Source organism: Lentibacillus daqui, from assembly GCF_027186265.1.
Taxonomy (GTDB): Bacteria; Bacillota; Bacilli; order Bacillales; family Amphibacillaceae; genus Lentibacillus_C; species Lentibacillus_C daqui.
Genome location: NZ_CP114176.1, coordinates 757,375 through 777,097, shown reverse-complemented (window position 1 = coordinate 777,097; position 19,723 = coordinate 757,375). Strand labels below are relative to the sequence as shown.

At 39.2% G+C, this 19,723-nt stretch carries 19 protein-coding genes; 7 read left to right on the top strand and 12 right to left on the bottom strand.

Annotated elements, in window-relative coordinates; all coding sequences use genetic code 11:
- Window positions 1–222: 222 nt before the first annotated feature.
- Genes O2S85_RS04170 through O2S85_RS04150 form a run of 5 tightly spaced genes read left to right on the top strand, consistent with a single transcriptional unit; the run spans window position 223 to window position 6,107 of the window.
- Window positions 223–1,635 (top strand): YfcC family protein, encoded by a 1,413-nt coding sequence (locus O2S85_RS04170; RefSeq protein ID WP_269411458.1) that lies wholly within the window; start codon window positions 223–225, stop codon window positions 1,633–1,635.
- Window positions 1,636–1,691: 56 nt separating this feature from the next.
- Entirely contained in the window at window positions 1,692–2,843 is a 1,152-nt protein-coding gene (locus tag O2S85_RS04165) for a M20 metallopeptidase family protein (protein ID WP_269411457.1), read from the top strand.
- An 18-nt stretch (window positions 2,844–2,861) separates the two neighbouring features.
- On the top strand, window positions 2,862–3,848 hold the full coding sequence (locus O2S85_RS04160) for a threonine ammonia-lyase (protein WP_269411456.1): 987 nt from the start codon (window positions 2,862–2,864) through the stop codon (window positions 3,846–3,848).
- On the top strand, window positions 3,838–4,947 hold the full coding sequence (locus tag O2S85_RS04155; RefSeq protein WP_269411455.1) for a mandelate racemase/muconate lactonizing enzyme family protein: 1,110 nt from the start codon (window positions 3,838–3,840) through the stop codon (window positions 4,945–4,947). Before O2S85_RS04160 ends, O2S85_RS04155 begins: the two co-directional genes overlap by 11 nt.
- Before the next feature lie 26 nt (window positions 4,948–4,973).
- Complete coding sequence (locus O2S85_RS04150; RefSeq protein WP_269411454.1) at window positions 4,974–6,107, top strand: aminotransferase; 1,134 nt, start codon at window positions 4,974–4,976, stop codon at window positions 6,105–6,107.
- A gap of 331 nt (window positions 6,108–6,438) precedes the next feature.
- Here O2S85_RS04150 and O2S85_RS04145 read toward each other — a convergent pair whose 3' ends face one another.
- A complete protein-coding gene (locus tag O2S85_RS04145; protein WP_269411453.1) occupies window positions 6,439–7,314 on the bottom strand; it encodes a LysR family transcriptional regulator in 876 nt (291 codons plus the stop codon).
- A gap of 273 nt (window positions 7,315–7,587) precedes the next feature.
- Complete coding sequence (locus tag O2S85_RS04140; RefSeq protein WP_269411452.1) at window positions 7,588–7,827, bottom strand: hypothetical protein; 240 nt, start codon at window positions 7,825–7,827, stop codon at window positions 7,588–7,590.
- Window positions 7,828–7,897: 70 nt separating this feature from the next.
- On the opposite strand from O2S85_RS04140, the gene O2S85_RS04135 reads away from it, so the two are divergent.
- Window positions 7,898–8,419 carry a hypothetical protein gene (locus O2S85_RS04135; RefSeq protein WP_269411451.1) on the top strand — a complete coding sequence of 174 codons (522 nt, stop codon included), beginning with the start codon at window positions 7,898–7,900 and terminating at the stop codon, window positions 8,417–8,419.
- Window positions 8,404–8,643: a hypothetical protein gene (locus tag O2S85_RS04130; protein WP_269411450.1), complete on the top strand. Its 240-nt coding sequence runs from the start codon at window positions 8,404–8,406 to the stop codon at window positions 8,641–8,643. Before O2S85_RS04135 ends, O2S85_RS04130 begins: the two co-directional genes overlap by 16 nt.
- A gap of 294 nt (window positions 8,644–8,937) precedes the next feature.
- Here the strand turns inward: O2S85_RS04130 and O2S85_RS04125 are convergent, their stop codons facing one another.
- The 10 genes from O2S85_RS04125 to purH form a co-directional block, all read right to left on the bottom strand.
- Window positions 8,938–9,402 carry a regulatory YrvL family protein gene (locus O2S85_RS04125; protein WP_269411449.1) on the bottom strand — a complete coding sequence of 155 codons (465 nt, stop codon included), beginning with the start codon at window positions 9,400–9,402 and terminating at the stop codon, window positions 8,938–8,940.
- A 53-nt stretch (window positions 9,403–9,455) separates the two neighbouring features.
- Window positions 9,456–9,926, bottom strand: a complete 471-nt coding sequence (locus tag O2S85_RS04120) for a GNAT family N-acetyltransferase (RefSeq protein ID WP_269411448.1) — start codon at window positions 9,924–9,926, stop codon at window positions 9,456–9,458.
- Between the two features lie 155 nt (window positions 9,927–10,081).
- Window positions 10,082–10,585: a DNA topology modulation protein gene (locus O2S85_RS04115; RefSeq protein ID WP_269411447.1), complete on the bottom strand. Its 504-nt coding sequence runs from the start codon at window positions 10,583–10,585 to the stop codon at window positions 10,082–10,084.
- Window positions 10,586–10,973: 388 nt separating this feature from the next.
- Window positions 10,974–11,768 carry an ABC transporter ATP-binding protein gene (locus tag O2S85_RS04110; RefSeq protein WP_269411446.1) on the bottom strand — a complete coding sequence of 265 codons (795 nt, stop codon included), beginning with the start codon at window positions 11,766–11,768 and terminating at the stop codon, window positions 10,974–10,976.
- Window positions 11,769–11,771: 3 nt separating this feature from the next.
- On the bottom strand, window positions 11,772–12,752 hold the full coding sequence (locus tag O2S85_RS04105; RefSeq protein WP_269411445.1) for an ABC transporter permease: 981 nt from the start codon (window positions 12,750–12,752) through the stop codon (window positions 11,772–11,774).
- A 127-nt stretch (window positions 12,753–12,879) separates the two neighbouring features.
- Window positions 12,880–13,878, bottom strand: a complete 999-nt coding sequence (locus tag O2S85_RS04100; protein ID WP_269411444.1) for an ABC transporter substrate-binding protein — start codon at window positions 13,876–13,878, stop codon at window positions 12,880–12,882.
- Window positions 13,879–14,359: 481 nt separating this feature from the next.
- Entirely contained in the window at window positions 14,360–14,665 is a 306-nt protein-coding gene (locus tag O2S85_RS04095; RefSeq protein ID WP_269411443.1) for a YerC/YecD family TrpR-related protein, read from the bottom strand.
- Window positions 14,666–14,836: 171 nt separating this feature from the next.
- Complete coding sequence (locus O2S85_RS04090) at window positions 14,837–16,579, bottom strand: adenine deaminase C-terminal domain-containing protein (protein ID WP_269411442.1); 1,743 nt, start codon at window positions 16,577–16,579, stop codon at window positions 14,837–14,839.
- A gap of 181 nt (window positions 16,580–16,760) precedes the next feature.
- Window positions 16,761–18,023 (bottom strand): phosphoribosylamine--glycine ligase, encoded by a 1,263-nt coding sequence (gene purD, locus O2S85_RS04085; RefSeq protein ID WP_269411441.1) that lies wholly within the window; start codon window positions 18,021–18,023, stop codon window positions 16,761–16,763.
- Between the two features lie 123 nt (window positions 18,024–18,146).
- A complete protein-coding gene (gene purH, locus O2S85_RS04080; RefSeq protein ID WP_269411440.1) occupies window positions 18,147–19,670 on the bottom strand; it encodes a bifunctional phosphoribosylaminoimidazolecarboxamide formyltransferase/IMP cyclohydrolase in 1,524 nt (507 codons plus the stop codon).
- Window positions 19,671–19,723: the final 53 nt, after the last annotated feature.

Below are 19,723 nucleotides of genomic sequence, written 5' to 3'. Positions count from 1 at the left end.
TAGATTTATAAACATTTAATAAAATGTTAGATATAGTGTTGTCATGTATATAATAGTGATTTTATAGAAATAAAATTGTGGTTGAAAGGATGATTACTTAAGATTTAAAGAAATATTGCAAAAAAGAACAGAAATGGCAGAATTACTGAGAATTATTCTGCAATCTGTAGAAAAAGTGATTTATTTGATATTGGTTTCACTCTAAAGGGAGGAGAAAATTATATGTCAGAACTTAATGAGAACTACGATGATTCACGTAAACATGGTAAATTTAAAGTTCCGCATGTTTATGTCATTATTTTCTCTTTAATTGTAATTGCTGCTATTTCGACATATTTTATTCCTGCAGGGGAATACGATCGTACAGAAATTGACGGAAGAGCTGTGGTTGTAGATGGATCTTACAAAGGTATCGAGTCTGAACCAGTTGGTTTTTTAGACATATTTCAATCTGTTCATCAAGGTATGGTAAATGGTGCGGAGATTATTTTTTTTATCTTTATTATAGGAGGAGCATTTGGTATTTTTCGAGCAACCGGAGCATTGGATAATGCGGTAACATCGATTACTCAAAAAATGAATGGGAAAGATATTTATCTGATTCCCGTTTTAATGGTGTTCTTTGCACTAGGAGGAGCAATTTTTGGAATGGCAGAGGAAACCATTCCGTATATAATGATAATAACTCCGCTTGCGTTGTTATTAGGGTATGACTCTATTGTTGGTGCAGCTATTGTGCTTGGTGGCGCCTCCGCTGGATTTTCCGCTGCTTTTATGAATCCATTTACAGTAGGAGTAGCCCAAAGCATTGCAGAGTTACCAATCTATTCAGGGTTTGTGCCAAGAATCATTTTCTGGTTTATTTTTGTTAGTGTGACGATTACTTATGTCATGTTATATGCACGTAAAATCAAAAAAGACCCGACAAAAAGTTTAATGTATGAAGAAGATAAGAAGAAAAAAGCGAGCATCAAACAAGTGGAAAGAAAAGATTTGACCAAAAGACAGATGATTATTATTGGAACTTTAATATTGACTATTTTCACATTAGCGTTTGGTGTTATGCAGTATGGATGGTTTATTAAAGAAATTGCCGGTTTATTTCTTTTAATGGGTATCATTATGGGGATAGTAGCTAAAATGCGTGTAAATGAAATCGCAGAGAGTTTTGTTAAAGGGTGTGAAGTATTAGTACTTGGCGCTCTCGTAGTTGGATTCGCTTATGGTATTTTAGCTGTTTTAGAAGATGGTATGATTATAGATACTATTTTATATGCAATTTCCAACGCGGTCAGTGGTCTTCCCGGCAGTTTAACAGCAATAGGGATGTATATTTCCCAGTCTTTGATAAATTTTATTGTTCCATCTGGAAGTGGACAAGCTGCTTTGACAATGCCTATTATGACACCGTTGGCAGACTTAGTTGGTGTTGATCGCCAAACAGCCGTTTTAGCTTTTCAATTTGGTGACGGTATTTCTAATATTTTTACACCAACCTCCGGGTACTTTATGGCAGGATTAGCTGCAGCAGGCATCGCTTGGACAAAGTGGGTGCGTTGGATATGGCCATTATTGTTAATTCATTATACATTAGGTGCTGTATTCGTAACCATTGCTCATTTATTCCTGTTTTAATAGATTATTTAATATTGGACAGTCGTATAAAATTCTTTCAGGAAAAGAGGAAAATTATGAATCTATCCATTATGGCCAAACTTACTGCAGAGGCAATTGAAGACCGCAGATATTTACACCAATATCCAGAATTGTCGTGGCAAGAATATGAAACAGCAAAGTATGTCAAACAGCGTTTAGAATCATTGAATATTGAATTGATGGATTATTCTCTTCCGCGAGTGATTGGTTATATAAAAGGGACACAGGACGAGGAGACAATTGCATTGCGGGCAGACATGGATGCGCTGCCAGTACAAGAAGAAGGAGAGAAAATATACCAATCGCAAAATGAAGGCGTTTCACATGCTTGTGGACACGATGGCCATATAGCTGTGTTGTTAGCTGCGGCAAAGTGGCTTTCTAAAAACAAAAAAGAGATTTCACCTAATATTGTATTGATTTTTCAGCCGTCTGAGGAAATTGAACCGAGTGGTGCAAATGATCTTATTGAGAAAGGTGTCCTTAAGAATGTTGATGCAGTTTATGGTTTTCACTTATGGCAAGGTTTAGAAAAAGGTAAAATTGGTCTTTCTCATGGTCCGATGATGGGATCTTCAGATGATTTTATTATTACCATTGAAGGGTCCGGTGGTCATGGTTCTATGCCACATGCAACAGTAGATCCAACTTATATTTGTTCACATGTTATTCAAGCATTGCAGTCCATCGTAAGCCGTAATACAGACCCCATTCAAACAAAAGTTATATCGATAGGCAGCATAGAAGCGGGAAAAACGTATAATATTATTCCAAATACAGTAACTATGAAAGGGACAGTACGTGGTTTTTCAATAGAGGTAGTCGACTATATTGAAAAACGGATGCGTGAAATAATCAGCGGGATTTGTCATTCCTTTCACGCAAAAGGAACATTGGAATATATAAAGGGAACACCACCATTAATCAATCATGTTGAGCAGAGTCGACGAGTAGAGCAGATTGTTCGACGGGAGTTTAAGGATGATGTATTTAAGGAAATTCCTCCTGTAATGAGTGCAGAAGATTTCTCGCATTATTTACTTCATCGACCTGGAGCTTTTACATTTGTGGGAATGGGTGGAGAAAACAGCAAATACCCTCACCATCATGCACGTTTTGAAATAGATGAGGAAGTTTTGGCAGATGCTATTGAACTGATTATTCAAATAGTTAGAGATTATCGATAAAAAAAGGGAGGAGCGAATATGGTACTTCATGTAACATATCAAGATGTATTAAAGGCATATAAAAGAGTAAAGGGACGTGTAAATCATACGCCATTAGTTGAATCAACCAAGCTATCTTCACAAACAGATGCAAATATATGGTTTAAATTAGAAAACTTTCAAAAGACTGGATCATTCAAAGTTAGAGGTGCATTAAATAAACTGAATGTATTAACTGAAAAAGAATTAAAAAATGGCGTAACAACTGCCTCAGCTGGAAACCATGCTCAAGGCCTGGCATATGCGGCTGCATTGAAAAATGTTTCAGCTAAAATTGTCGTTCCTGAAACAACACCTGAAGTAAAATTGGAAGGGATCCGCCAACTGGGCGGGGAAATCATTGTTAAAGGAAAAACATATGATGAAGCTGAGAAATATGCATATCAATTTGTAGAAGAATCCGGACGATTGTTTGTTGAAGCATTTGAAGATGATGATATTATTGCAGGTCAAGGAACAGCGGCTTTAGAATCATTTTTAAAGGAGCCGGATTTTGATGCAGTTGTCGTTCCAGCTGGCGGAGGGGGATTAATTTGCGGAACTGCACTCGTTGCAAAAGCAATTAACCCGAATATAAAGGTAATAGGCGTACAGACACATGCTTCGCCTCCTTGGTACTATTCCTATAAATCCGGAAAAATTGTAGATGTAGAATATCAGGATTCTTATGCAGAAGGCTTGCATGGTGGAATTGGACAAGGAAATTTTGAGCTTGTGAAGAAGGTTGTGGATGAATTTGTATTAGTTGAAGAGGAGAGCGTAGCGAAAGCTGTCTATTGGTTAGCCAATGAACATCATTATATGATTGAAGGTTCAGGAGCTGTTGGGGTAGCAGCATTTCAAGAAGGCTTATTAGATCATCTGAAAGGGAAAAAGGTGCTTAATCTCATTTCTGGTGGCAATATTGATATGAAAAGGTTAGCAGAATTTATTAAGAAATTTGGTGAAGTGGAAAATGAAGATTAAAAAAGTAGAAATTTTTGGCTTGACAATGAATCTTATTAAACCCTTTATCATTTCTTATAACCATTTTGATGATATGCCAGTTATCTTGGTTCGAATGGAAACTGAAGATGGATATTTCGGCTGGGGAGAATCCGTTCCAGATCCCTATGTTACAGGAGAGACTTGGGAAAGTACACTGGAAATTATTAATCATGAATTAGCTCCTCTTGTAATTGATGATAGTCCGTTTAATCTGAATCTCATTCATCAAAAAATGAATGAAAGAATTTTTCATGTGCCAGCAGCAAAAGCAGCTATAGATTTAGCGTTGTACGACTTAGTGGGGAATATTTTAAGCCAACCTGTTTACCGGCTAATTGGTGGAAAAACTCATAGCCATTTAGATATTCCCAATGTGATTAGCATCCTGCCGCCGAAAAAAATGGCAAAAGAAGCCGCGGAACTTTTGAAAAAAGGGATTAGACATGTGAAAATCAAAGTGGGAACAGACGTTGAAACGGATATTGAGCGTATCCGTCAGGTCAGCCAAGTTCTTCCTAAAAAAGTCAAATTGCGCGTCGATGCTAATCAAGGCTGGACAGTGACTGAAGCTGTATATGTGATAGAGCAGACACGTGATTGTCGTGTTGAATGGTATGAGCAGCCGACAAAAGCTGGGGACCATAAGGCGATGGCAGAGGTTAGAAATGCTACACATGTTCAAATTATGGCTGATGAAAGTATTCATGATATATCTGATTTAATAGAATTGAACAAATATAGAGGTGCCGACTTTATTAATATTAAGCTGATGAAAACAGGCGGGATTTACCCAGCACTAAAATTAGCAAGTCTGGCTGAATCTTTAGGACTGTTCTGTCAAGTGGGTTCAATGGTTGAAACAGCAGTTGGAACAATGGCAGGTGCACACCTTTCACTATCACAGTACATTATTCGTTCTAATGAAATGGTTGGCCCATTGATGTTTAAAGATGATGTTGGCGAAACAGAATATCGTGATAGTAGAATAATTGTTAGTGATCGTTCTGGGTTTGGATTAAATGTAAATGAGGAGTTTGTAAGAAATAAAGCGGTAAAATATTATAATAAACATAGTTAAATAATATAAAAGTGAGGGGAATATTTATGAAAATCAATCATTTTAAAATTGAAGAATGGATGAATGAATACGAAGGCGGAGCAGTATATAACTTAGCAGAAACATGTGTAGATTCACTGACATTACGAGAGTTGATTGAACTTAATAATGATTCATACGAAACATTCTTTGAGAATCTTTCCGATAAGAAATTAACTTACGGACATATTGAAGGCTCTCCGGAATTTAGAAACGCAGTAGCTGGATTATATGATAATGTAAACCCGGAAAATGTATTAGCAATGAATGGAGCTATAGGATCGAATTTTCTTTTGTTGTATTCATTAGTAGAAAAAGGAGATGAAGTGGTAAGTGTTCACCCAACTTATCAGCAACTATATGACGTACCAGAATCCTTTGGTGCAGATGTGAAAAAATTAGAATTAAGAGCTGAAAATAAGTTTCTTCCAGATTTAGATGAACTGAGAGGACTTGTTAGTGGTAAAACAAAGCTTATTATAATCAATAATCCAAATAACCCATCAGGTGCGGTAATGGAAAGAGATCTGCTTCAAGAAATTGTTGAGATTGCAAAATCGGTTGATGCTTATGTACTATGCGATGAAGTTTATCGTAATTTGTTACAGAATCCTGATGCGGATGTTCCGTCAATTGTAGATATTTATGAAAAAGGAATTAGTACAAGCAGTATGTCAAAAGTATTGTCTTTAGCAGGGTTACGCCTTGGGTGGATAGCTGCAGGAGAAGATGTTATAGCGGAATGTATAAAACATCGCGATTATACAACAATCAGCTGTGGCATGTTAGATGATATATTAGCGGTTCATGCTATTAAGAATTACGAACATATAATGGACCGAAATTTGAAAATCATACATGATAATTTTGAAATACTAGATCAATGGATTCAACAAGAACCTAAAATGAGTTATGTTAAGCCACAAGCAGGAACAACTGCAATGATTCACTTTGATTATGACATGTCTTCTGTTGATTTTTGTATAGGGTTATATGAAATGAACGGAGCGTTTTTAGCACCAGGTAGCTGTTTTGACTTGGAGGGAACGGTAAGGATAGGATACGCATGCAGTACAGAAGTATTGAAAGGAGGATTGGAGAAGGTATCGGAATATTTGAGGGAGTTAGAAGTTGAGGGATAAGCTACAAATTTATTGACGAAACCAATATTTTATATAAAGCGAATTTAATCTATGATCAACACCAAAAACAATGGTTGAAACAGAAGTGAAAATAGTTGGAATCCATCAAAGAAAGAAATTATACTAGTCGGTTCTATTTGCCAGTGTTACTATTATCGAGCTGTTTCAGTTATTCGAAAAGACGCATTTCAACGCAGCATATATTTTATTCATAATCAAACAATTATAAAAAGCATATTTTTACAGAGTACAGCTAGAATATAGCTGTACTCTACTGATAACCATTGATTTTGATAAACTCCCTGTATTATAAGGGATCTCTATTTAATTACTAATACAAAGGCCATGTATTTTGTAATAAATCATTAAAGGTTTGGATATTCGGTTCATCAGAACGTATTTTTAAGTTAATAGAAGAAGTAATTATAGGATCTGATACTTTTTCCAAAATTATAATCGATCCGTCATTTAGTTCTTTTTTAATCACATTTTCACCTAAAATAGCATAACCTGTGCCGTTTAAAACTATTCGCTTGATTATTTCATCACTACCGCCGCAAACAATAGTTGATAGAGGTTGAGTACCACATTCTTTGAAATATTGGTTAATGATATCACTAAAACTGCAATCATCATTGTATGAAATAAATGGATAGTTAGCGAAAATCTCCTCCGATTGTTTTCCTTTACTAATTTCGGCTGAAGCAACTAGCAAAGCCTGTTCTTCTTCTAAAAAATTTTTATTGAAATCGTTTCCATCATCTTCACTTGCAATAATTGCAATATCCGCGATATAATTTCTAACACTTTGAATAGCATAACTGCTATTTAATGGGAGGAGATTTAATCTTACATTTGGATACATTTCTGTATATGTTTTCAGTAATAGTGAAAGATGACGTGTGCAATAGTATTCAGAAGCTGCTACTGTAAGAATGCCTGCCGGTCCATGTAGTTCTTGCATATCTTTTTCAATTTGATCAACATATGCTAATAAATTGTCAACATGAACTTTGAACTTTTTTCCAGCTGCTGTTAAAAAGGTCTTTTTTCCAACTCTGGTCAAGAGTTTATGATTAAGTTCTTGTTCTAATGCTTTTATTTGTAAAGAGACTGTGGGTTGAGTATATCTCAATTCTTCTGCAGCCAATGTTACATTTAGTTTTTCAGCTACAACTTGAAATGTTTTCAGATTTCTAATCTCCATTCCATCGCCCCTTTGCTGTTAACTATTAATTCTGATTCTTTAACCTTACTATACCATTTTGAATAAGCGATATCATCGATTAAGCTCATGTAGTTTATAGCAAGAAATAGATATTAATCCCAGATTCCGCGCAGGCACATTGCCCACAGGATTTTTTCATAATGCAACTGTCGTAGAAACAACTATTATTTGTTTTTACGACTTTTTTCTGCAACGGCTGACAATATCTTTTCTTATTCTACATGAAATGGGCAAAAAGTTTTCTTGCTGTCGTTATTTGCTTGTTTTTTCGACAGTTTTTATGCCTTGGGGCTGTGTGAAAACAACGTCCTTCATGCCCAATAATCCTAGAATTCGTTCCACCCGTGATTTTGCGTTATCCGGCAGTACTCTTATGATGGTTCCTTCCTGTTTAAAATGGACTATATCCACTGTGAATAAGGACATAGAATTATACCACCTTTGCCATATTTCTGGACCACTTGTGACATGATTTTGGACCACTACGGACATAAATGAACCACCTCCTATATAATGAATTTGCATACTAATGTGCAAATTCATTATATAGGAGGCCTTTTTTGTGATTAAATATCGTGAAATCCTTAGGCTTCGTGCCCAAGGAGTAAGTCAGAGGGGGATTGCTTCAAGTTGTTCCAATTCAAGGACAACCGTAAATGATGTCCTAAAAAGGGCGCGGAATTGTGGAATTTCTTGGCCCTTTGAAAAAGATATGTCGGATGCAGAGCTTCAAAGGTTTTTATATCCAGAAAGGAGTGTGGATTCTGGATTTAGGAGAATGCCAGATTGCGAGTATATTCATAAAGAATTGGCGAAAAGCGGGGTAACCCTTTCTCTTTTATGGGATGAATATTGCTTAAGTTGCAGGGCTAATAACGAAATATCTTATAGCTACCGTCAATTTTGTCGTTTTTATCATGCGTATGCCAACAAAACAAAGGCCACCATGCGAATCAAGCGAAAGCCAGGTGAATTATTAGAGGTAGACTGGGCGGGACAAACAATGTCTATAAAAGACAATATTACTGGTGAAGACATTCCTGCCTATGTGTTTGTTTCGGCACTTCCATGTATGCATACGTAAAGGCCTTCCTGTCCATGGAAACCGAGAATTGGATTACAGCGCATGTGCATGCCTTCCAGTTCTATGGTGGGGTTACAAGAATTATTGTGCCGGATAATCTGAAAACTGGTGTTGTGAAAGCCTCACGGAGTGAACCTATTATAAATCGTATTTATCAAGAAATGGCGGAACACTATAACACGACAATTATCCCGGCAAGAGTTCGTCACCCAAAAGAAGGATAAATCGAGCGCTGAAGGTATGGTGGGCAATATTTCAACTTGGATCATTGCTTCCCTCCGTAACCAGCAGTTTTTCTCTATAGAGGAGCTGAATCGGGCCATTCAGGAAAAATTAACAGAGTATAATACAAAACCTTTTCAAAAAAAGAAAGGAAACAGAGCTGACCGCTTTCGTGGAAGAAGAGAATTTAATAGTAACTAAATAACCCGATTGAAGCATAACCTTTCCTCCGCAAAAGCGCTCCGATGATTGAAGAACGTAATTGTTGCTGTTAAATGCGTAGTTCATTCAAATTTCTAAGTATCTTTTTTTCTTTGCTCTTTTTTGTTGTCAAATATAGGTTCCAATATAGCTAGTAGTAAAGCGACTATGGTCTTCGTTCCTAAAGAGAGGGTAATACTTTTCATAAATGCATCTACTGTTACAATGACGATCCAGTTCGCCACAAATGCAACAAGTACTTGAATGAAAAATGCTTTCATATTTCCACTTGTATTTTGGACAGACAGCTTTCTTATAGCGTCAAAAAATAAGTCAACCACAAACCCTAAAATAAAGAAACTAACAACAAAAATAAATAATGACCAGATCGATTGATAGTGAATACCAAGTAATTCAAAAACTCCTGCAAAGCCAAAAAAGAAAATACCTAAAACGAATGCGATTACCAATATAATAAAAAGCGTGAGTCCAATAATTGTTGCTGCTTTTTCTTTGACATTCATATTTTCAAATGAATCATCATTATTAACTTCAGTCACTTGGAACCCCCCGATATTCCATTACTGCACCTAGTTTCTTGAATAATCTAAAACTATTTAACAATTTTTTTATAAAATATAAGGGTTGTATTTTCGTCCAATTTCTTAATAACACCTGTTTTGATGTAGCCCATTTTTTCATATAGATAACAATTACGTTCTTCTTCTAAAATTGTAGCTAATTCCCAACTAGTAGCTTTGATAAACATTTTCTCAACTGAAATGATAGCTTTCTGCGCTATACCTTTACCTTGGTATTTAGGAAGAATAAACATTGGGCTTATCCAATGTACGCTCTCTTTCCTGATTACACAAATAGCACCTACAAGAATATTATCAACTAATATTTTGTAAAACCCACCATTAGGGTTATTTATTCTTTTAAAAACTCTATCAATGGTTTCGTTTGCAGGATTTGTATCATAATCCTTATATTTTTCTAACAGTGGCATAAAAGCCTTAACTTGCATATCAAAAATAGATTGTGCATCATCATTTGTAGCTTTCTCTAAAATTACGTCCATAAGGTACACCACCATATCATCTGATGAAGATAATATTCTGTAAAATCGCCTGAATCACCTTCTTGTACAATCCTCTTTTGAACAAATGGATTGTTATTAGAAAGTCCATCGTTATTCAATTCTTGCGCCCTTTTGTGGAATATGACACAAAATTATTATGCTTTTTCCAAGAACTTTTGAATTTGCTTAGGTGATCTTAAAATGATAATTTGTTTTTCAGTAGAAAATTGCTCTAGCTTTTTTAATACTTCTGGTCTTTTGGCTTTCGGATAATTCCATATCCATTTTAGAAAGCCGAAGTCAAACCTCTCTTCGCAGCCTTCTCCCATATCTGGTCTAGTTTTATTTCTGTACTGCAACATTCTTTTAAAAGCACGATAAACACAGATGGTTCGATGAACATCAAGGAAGATTATTGTATCTGCCGCATTAAGCCTAATATCCATCGTTCCACCATAATTTCCATCAATAATCCATTTTTCATTTTTGACTAACTCATTTTGTATCCCCCTTTGTTCATTCCTTGGAACACCTACCCAATTTGGCTTCCAAAATAGCGCATCTAAATGATATACCTTTAAATTTAGCTTGGCCCCCAACTGTCTGGCCAAAGTTGATTTCCCCGAGCCGCCCGAACCAATTAGGATAATTTTATTCATAAAACTCCGCCTCTCCTCTCAAAATGGCCCGATTGCTACATTGAGTAATATCTTTCACAATCATTTATCAAATAATCAAACATATTTCAAAGCTACGAGAGTTATCTGCATTGAGGCAGCGGTCCAGTGGGTCAGACAGGTTGCACCCTCTGTTTGCTGCAGACCGCTGAAAAAGATGATCGTATTTAGCATAGAGTTGATTCAAAACACATAAAAGTTAATCGAACCTAGCATGAAGTTGATCCAAAATACATGAAAGTTAATCGAACCTAGCATGAAGTTGATCCAAAACGCATAAAAGTTGATCGAATCTGGCATAAAGTTGATCTAAAGCACCTAAAAGTTGATCGAGTCTCAGGTCTCGTTAACTAGATGGTGAGAAAGTTATCTAGCCTAAAACAGCACGATCATTTTCAAATTGTGTCCCACGAATTCGCTGAAATTCATGTAACAGATCTTCAATCGTTAATTTCTGTTTTTCTTCTCCACTTACTTCTAAAATGATCTGCCCTTTATCCATCATTATTAATCGGTTACCCAGATCAAGCGCCTGTTGCATGTTATGGGTAACCATTAATGTTGTTAATCTGGCACTTTGGACAACCTCTTCGGTCAAATCTGTAATTAATGCTGCGCGGGATGGGTCCAGTGCTGCAGTATGTTCATCAAGCAAGAGAATATCTGGTTCAGTAAAAGTCGTCATTAACAACGAAAGTGCCTGTCGCTCCCCACCGGAAAGCAACCCAACCTTTGCTGTTAACCGATCTTCCAATCCCAAGTTTAATGTTTGCAAATATTCTTTAAACACCGTTCTTCGCTTCTTCGTTACACCGATTCTTAGTTTCCGTTTTTTGTTCCGGGAATAAGCCATCGCCAAATTTTCCTCTATCGTCATGGAAGGCGCTGTTCCTGCCATGGGATCTTGAAACACACGACCAATCATTGCGGATCGCTTATATTCTGGCAAATGACCGACCGGTTTCCCATTAATCACCACATCGCCTGCTTCCGGAATAAGCACACCGGAAATCACATTCATTAACGTCGATTTTCCCGCACCATTACTGCCAATAACAGTAACAAAGTCGCCCTTTTCCAAATTTAAATCAAATGATTGCAGTGCCTTCTTTTCATCTGGTGTCCCTTCACTGAATGTCATGGAAATATTACTTAATTTTAGCATTCTTTACGCCACCTCTTCATGATGGAGTGTCTTTCGTTTTTGTAAACGGCGCTTCTTTTCTCTTCTTGTTTGCAACAATTTTGGGGTAACCAATGCGATAACAACAATAAAGGCCGTAATTAATTTCATATCACCTGTATCCAGGAATTCAACCTGTAGTGCCAAGGTGACAATGATTCGGTAAATTACCGCACCACCAATGACTGCCAATGTTGTTCTGGAAATGGTTTTAGTGCCAAATAATGCTTCCCCAATGATGACGGAGGCAAGGCCAATGACAATCATCCCGATTCCCATATTCACATCGGCAAACCCGCCAAGCTGTGCATACAGTCCGCCAGATAATGCAACAAGCCCATTGGAAAGGCCAACACCGAAAATTGTCAATGAATCGGTATTTGCGGATAAACTGCGGATCATTTTTTTATTATCCCCGATCGCCCTTAATGCAAGACCCACCTCTGTCTTTAAATAGAAATCCGTTATTAATTTTATGCCAAGTGTCACAACGATCATCACTAAAATAATAGCCCATGTTGCCGGAAATTTGGTCATTCCCAACATGGATAATATGCCATTTAAAAAATCATCGATACCTGTTCCGTCCCATACTGATTTCAATTGGGTGAAAATCGTTGTTTCATTTAACATGGACAGGGTTGGCTGCTTCATAATCCGTAAGTTAATCGAATATAATGCGGTCATCATCAGGATTCCGGATAATAGTGCATTAATTTTTCCCTTTGTATGCAATATGCCGGTGATACATCCAGCAATAAGGCCGGCAATAACGGCAAAAATAGTTGCCAGAATTGGCGGGATACCATTCATAATCGAGACAGCTGCAACAGACGCACCGGTAACAAAACTTCCATCAACCGTTAAATCGGGAAAATCAAGCACCCGAAACGTCAAATATACCCCTAATGCCATTATTGCATAGATGACACCGGATTCAACAGCACCAAACATGGATATAATCATCGTTTTCTTCCTTTCATTCTCTGGGAGTTAACCTGGCTCTTTCCATAAGTTTGTCACGCATTCGTTCGGGCCCGCCCCATAATGGTCAACTAACATTTAGTGGGGAAGAACACCCCACTAAATGAAGTTATTTCGTCTCAACAAATTCTGCTGCATCGTCCCATTTGTCGTTCCATTTTACACCTTGTTCTTCTGCTGCTTGCTTATTAATGAACAGTTGAATTTCCGGTGGGTATTCAACAGGAAAATCGCTTGCTTCCTTTTTCCCGGTTAAAATATCCGCAGCCATTTCGCCTGAGCGGTAACCAATCGTGTGATAATCAATACCGAACGTCGCAAATCCCCCTTTTTCCAATGAATCGGGTTCACCAACAAATAGTGGGATATCCTGATCGTTTGCAACTCCAACAACACTGTCCAATGCGGAAACAACGGTATTGTCGGTAATGATATAGAACACATCTGCCTCATCAACCAGCGTTGTAGCGGCCTGCTGTACTTCTGAAGAGTTGGCTACTGTTCGCTCCACAATGCTAAGCCCGGTGTCTTTTGCTGCTTTTTTGACTGCCTTAATTTGGGCAACCGAGTTCTGTTCTCCGGCATTATAGATCATGCCTACTTTTGCATCCGAAAAATTGTCACTGATAAACTTCACCGTCTCTTTAATGGCATCCGGATGAAGGTCGACAACTCCGGTAATATTTCCTTCATGTTCGTCCATTGATTTTACCAGCCCGGCATCTACAGCATCCGTTACCGATGTAAACACAATTGGAATATCGCTTGTCGCTTGCAGTGCTCCAAGGGCGCTTGGTGTTGAATTGGCAAAAATCAGATCGACATTATCTGCAACAAAACCATCTGAAATCGGTTTGACATTATTTTGGTCATTCTGGGCGCTTTGAAAATCATATTCTACGTTCAGCCCGGCATCGGCAAGCGCATCCTTAAATCCTTTGTATGCCTCATCAAGAGACGGATGTTCAACAATTTGCGTTGCACCAACCGTATATGTTTTCTCTCCATCAGATCCAGCTTTTCCTTCACTTCCCGCAGAATCATCACTACTACAGGCTGCCAAACCAATCATACCAATCATTGCAATCAACAACAGCAATCGCTTCATTCACGTTTCCCCCATCCATATGTAAAAATTCTCAAAATAGTTAAGCGGATTATATCATACTATTAGTCTATTTTCCAGCGAGACATTGGGGCGGTTCGTCTGGCCAACTTTACAATGGAACTGAGGATTATGCTGACAGACCAAGGGGGAGTGGATGGAGATAACATTAAAATAAAATGGCTATGACAACGGTCACGCTTATGGGTTGATATTGTTTCAATTTTTGTTGATAGCTTCGTTTTAAGGTTGATATTTTGCCGGATTTGGTTGATATGACCGCTTCAGGGTCGATACTTTACCCGATTTGGTTGATATGCTCGATCCACGGTCGATATTGTACGGGGTGGGTTGATGCAGCCTTCATCTCCTTTCCCTTGCAGCCCACACTCAGCATAAATTCCAGCTTTTGGTGTGGGACAAGGTGCCTATCCCCTCGTCCAATAAAAAAATGCCGCTCCCTTCATAGGGTAACGACATTTTCCTAGTCTTCGTTTGTTTTACCTGATGTTCGATCCAGCACCATTTTATAGCCGTCATTGCCAAAGTTAATGCACCTTCGTACCCGGGAAATGGTGGCTGTTGATGCTTTTGTTTCCTTTTCTATCACATGATAAGTCTGCCCTTCTATCAGCATTTTGGCAACTTGCAAGCGCTGGGCAATCGAGTGGATTTCTGACATTGTTGCGATGTCGTCAAAAAAGCGGTAGCATTCTTCGCGATCTTGCAGCGACAAAATCGCATCAAATAATTGATCTAACTGTTCCCCGCGTAATTTATCAATTTGCACGTTGACTGCAACCCCCTGTCATTTATTCGTTTGAAATGTCAACTGTCTTTTAATTCGGGAATTATAGTAAAATACCTTCTACACTCATTATAACACGTAATGGGAAATGCATAGGGATAATTGCCGCGGCCAAAATCCAGCCAGGTTAAAAAATCTTCCAGCAATCATCCATCAACGCATGATTGCCGGAAAAAGTACCTCCCGTTTTTTCACATCAACAATGCCACGCTGTGTTATCCGAATATACGGCAAATGGGTTGCGGATAGGAAAAGGATGGAATACACAGGATCGTCATATGGATAGCCGAATTCCTTTAAATGTTTTTTCAGCTGTTTTTCCTTCTCAATTAAATCCTCCATTTTGCCATCGAACATGATTCCTCCAAGGGCCAGTGGCAATTCAAACAAAATTTCTCCTTGGTGGACAAGCACAATTCCTCCGCCTATTTTTTTCAAACGATTCCAGGCTGTAAGCATATCTTGTTTACTTTTACCAATACATACAATATCACCAGTTGTAGAATAGGAACTTACGATAGCTCCCAATTTGTTGGTAAATCCTCTTAAGGCAGTGTTTACCCGCCATTTCCCATTCCGGTCGATCAGTAATAGAAATGAATCATTACAGCGATCAGGAATTGTATCAAGGGTAACATCTGTTTCAATCGCGTATGGTTTGATAATGACGTCATTTACCATATCCAGTCCAATTGGGATGGAAAACTGCAGGTCACTCATTTGCAAATTCCAATCCAGGTTTAACGGACCAACGTTGTATTTTTCCCAGTCGAATCGGGGAGCTATTGTTTCCCCATCTGACTTCCGCCTAATCCATTGACCCTTGGCTAATACCCCGACCGGATGCGGGTTGTCTTTCTTTGCTAAAATATTGATATGGGCGAGCCTTCCTGGTGCAATACAGCCCAATTCATCTGTTAAACGATAATGCATTGCCACATTATGAGAGACCATACTGTACGCTTCTTCCGGTGCAACGCCTTTCTGAATTGCAATTTCCAGGCATACATTCATCATCCCATTTTCGTAAAATGCTGGTGTGGCCCCGTCCGTCGTCATGGTCACATGTTCAAATGACGGTATGTTTTCGGCAAGCATTTCTTCCAAAAGTCTTGGCAAATCAGGCCTGATCGAGGAATGTCTTAGCCCCACCTGGAACCCTAATTGCAACCGATTGATCGCCTCTGCTCCTGTCATTGCTTCATGATCTGCCGCAACCCCCAGCAGCTTCATTTTGGTGAGCGTTTTTTCTGAAGCCCCAGGGAAATGCCCTTCTACGGGTTTCCCATTCCGATTAGCTTCCTGTATCCAATATAGCAGTCTATCGTCACCAGCTAACAGATTTGGCCAGGAAGTTAATTCCCCCCCTTGAATAACCGCTGGGTGTGATAGCCAATCAAGCACATCTTCACTATTGAAAAAGACCTCTTCATCCTGCAAAGCCGTTTGTGAATCAAAACGAGCCCACCAGTACATGGAAACAGGCAGTTTATTAAACTCATCCAACAAGGAAAACGCTTTCTTTTTGTCCAACAAGAAATTCCACATCAGATTATCATTGATCAATGTTGTCGTACCGAACTTCGCCACATGATTAGCCAGCTTATCAGGACTATATAATTGAAATGGGTGTGCATGTGGTTCAATATAACCTGGTACAAGATAGTAATCACTGCAATCAATGATTTCCGTTTTCGTTTGTTTTTCCGGAAGCTTCTCCCCAACATAAACAATCCGGTCATCCAAAATCCAAATATTTGCCTGTAACCACTGTTTGGTAAATGTATTTAAATACGTTGCATTTGTTAACACAAGATTTGGTGCCACTTTCCCCTCGATTACAGCAACATGTTTACGCATTTCCCGATTTCTCCAATAATAACCATTTTCCAGCATGTAACAACTCTCCATTTATCTGTTTCCTCTATTTTACCATATAATCCGCTTTCATAATGTAAAGTTTTATTAAATACAGTGAACATTTTATGACAGTTTCATTGTCTAAAAAACAAATGAAGGGCTGATCCCAAATCTCAGCCCCCCCTCACTATAGGATATTGGTGTCTGGCATACCAAATCAAATTGTCCGAGTTGTTAACTTACCAATGTCGCTTCGATAAAAAAATTGATCAGACAAGTTCGTTGTTGTCAGGGTGTGATATACGTGATTCGCAGCACCATCAAGTGTTTCCTGTTTACTGCCGACAAGCAATACCCGGCCACCATCTGATTGGTACGAACCTGCAGCAAGTTTTGTGCCTGCATGCACGACAAATACATGTTCATCAGTGACAATGTCGGGCAAGGTGATACCTTTTTCATAGCTGTCCGGGTAACCCTGGGCAGCAACCACAACCCCGGCACAGAAATTTTCTTCCCATGTTAACGTTGGATTCCGTCCATGTATGACATCCAGTATAACTTGCAAGAGATCATTCTTCAATAAGGGCAAGACGACTTGTGTCTCCGGGTCTCCAAACCGAGTGTTAAATTCAATGACTTTAGGGCCGTCAGCAGTCATCATCAAACCAGCATATAAAATTCCGGTAAATGGACGTCTTTCATTCACTAATCCGTCAGCTGTTTTCTTTAATATTTCCCGATATGTATACGCAAGATCCTCATCTGTGACATCAGGAACCGGTGCATAAGCGCCCATCCCGCCTGTATTCGGCCCTTTGTCATGATCAAAGGCACGTTTATGATCACGGGCGGGAAGCATGGGGTAGACATTTCCTTCATGAACAAACGCCATCAGTGAGAACTCTTTTCCGACAAGGCATTCCTCGATGACAAGCGTGGCTCCTGCTTCGGCGAACGTCCGCGAAATGAGCATATCATCGACAGCCTTTATTGCCTGCGCTTCTGTCTCAGCAACCACCACACCTTTACCAGCAGCAAGTCCATCCGCTTTGACCACAATTGGTGCTCCCTGTTCGATAATGTATTGTTTCGCTTGTTTTGCATCGGCAAATGTAGCATGTGCGGCCGTAGGAATGTTGTATTTCCCCATAAATTGTTTGGCAAACTGTTTGCTGCCTTCTAATAATGCAGCTTCTTTTGTCGGTGCAAAGATCGCTAAACCCACTTCTTGAAATCGATTGGCAATTCCAGCGTTAAGCGGATTTTCCGGGCCAACAATCGTTAAATCAATCTGCTTATCCCTGGCAAACATGATCAACCGGTCGATATCCATTTCATCAATGTCCACACACGTTGCTTGTTGTGCGATACCACCATTTCCGGGAGCTGCATAAAGGTTAGTCACTTGTTCGCTTGCAGCCAATTTCATCACAATGGAATGCTCTCGTCCACCACGGCCGACTACTAATATATTCATCTGAACGCTCCCTTTTTCTTGGATTAACTCTGACCTTTTCCCGATCAACTTTGGTCCTTGCCCGATCAACTTCCTCTTGTTTTCGATCAACTTTAATCCTTGCCCGATCAACTCCTGCGCTCATTAATGTTTGAAATGGCGCATTCCTGTGTAAACCATGGCAATTCCGTGTTTGTTGCACACATCAACCGAATCTTGATCCCGTTTTGATCCACCCGGTTGTATGATTGCTGTAATGCCTGCCTCTGCTGCCGCTTCTACTGTATCTGGCATGGGGAAAAAGGCATCCGAAGCCATGACCGCGCCGTTAGTCTTTTCTCCCGCTTGTTCAATCGCGATTTTCGCAGCACCAACCCGGTTCATTTGTCCTGCACCAACGCCAATCGTCTGATTATCCTTTGCCAGTACAATTGCATTGGATTTGACATGCTTAACGGCTTTTTCGGCAAACAGTAATTGCTTTAATTCTGATTCGGTCGGCTTTCGGTCTGTTGCAAAAGTAAGATCACCTGCACTTACAACGCCACGATCATAATCCTGCAGCAATACGCCACCCATCACACTAGTAATCTTCTGCTTGTTCACCGCTCCATCTGCCAGGTCCAGCTCCAGCAAGCGAATATTCTTCTTCCTTGTCAACATTTCAAGCGCATCTTCACTAAATCCAGGAGCAATGACAATTTCCAAAAAAATCTTGCTTAATGGTTCAGCAACCTTCGCATCAATGGCACGATTACAAACAACAATCCCGCCAAATATCGAGACTGGATCCGCATCATACGCTTTGGCAAATGCTGTTTCGATCGTTTCACCAATACCAATTCCGCATGGGTTCATATGCTTCACCGCTACAGCCGCCGGTTCATCATAATCAGCAATAATTTCCAATGCTGCATTCGCATCTTGAATGTTATTGTAGGATAATTCCTTTCCATGCAACTGTTTTGCGCCGGCAAGTGTTCCTGCTGTTTGGTGGACATCCTTGTAAAAAGCCGCCGTTTGGTGTGGATTTTCACCGTACCTTAATGATTGCACCTTTTCATAGGTCTTGGTCAGCACATCTGGATAAGGCTCATTTGTAAAATAATCGGCAATCATCGCATCATAATTGGCTGTGTAGCGGAATACTTTGGCGGCCAACTGTTTACGCTTTGTTTCATCTAAGGCATTCATCTTGATTGCTTGTAATACATCCTCATAGTCATTCGGATCAACCACGACAGCGACATTTGCCATATTTTTCGCTGCTGCCCGTAACATGGATGGTCCGCCAATATCGATATTTTCGATAATCTCTGCTTCGGTAACACCCACCCGCTCCAACGTTTGTTTAAATGGATACAGATTAACCGCAACCAAATCAATTGGCCTAATCGCTAGTTCTTCAAGCTGGTTTTGATGATCAGCATTGTCCCGTTTAGCTAATAAGCCTGCATGAATCAACGGATGTAATGTTTTGACCCGACCATCGAGAATTTCCGGGAAACCAGTAATTTCTTCTACAGCGGTTGCTTCTATCCCGGCTTGATGAAGGGTACGTAAGGTTCCTCCGGTTGAAATAATTTCATAGTCCTGTTCCACTAGCCCTTTCGCAAAGGCTTCGATGTTTTCTTTGTTCGATACACTTATTAACGCTCGCTTTTTCATCCAATAACGCCCCACTTTACGATAAAATTTATTGCATGTACCCGCCCAGCTTC